The sequence below is a fragment of the Pseudomonas sp. SIMBA_068 genome, from assembly GCF_046534705.1.
In the GTDB taxonomy this organism is placed as follows: domain Bacteria; phylum Pseudomonadota; class Gammaproteobacteria; order Pseudomonadales; family Pseudomonadaceae; genus Aquipseudomonas; species Aquipseudomonas putida.
This window is the reverse complement of sequence record NZ_JAWRYI010001216.1, coordinates 1-249: the sequence shown is the minus strand read 5'-3', so window position 1 is coordinate 249 and position 249 is coordinate 1. Positions and strand designations below refer to the sequence as shown.

Genomic DNA, 249 nt, shown 5'->3' with positions numbered 1-249 from the left:
CGCCAGTCCGGCTGCGCAGTGCTGCCGACATTGCGCAGCGGCACATTCGGCGTGCCGGCTACCACGAACAGTCGGTCGCCGGGTTGCCGTGGCGTCCAGCCTGTGGGGTTTACCGGGATCAAACGGCTGGCTGGAATCATCTCGTCCGCCCATTCGCCGAACGTGTTCAAGGTCTTGTAGAGCAATTTGAGCGAGTAATAATGGCCCATGCGCAAAAGGGTCGGAAGGGCGCTGAGTGGGTTGAGTTCC

General features: G+C 61.4%; 1 protein-coding gene. It reads right to left on the bottom strand.

Features of this window, described 5'->3' with window-relative positions:
- On the bottom strand, positions 1-249 hold a 249-nt coding region (locus SB756_RS33400), incomplete at both ends, for a hypothetical protein (RefSeq protein ID WP_410913674.1).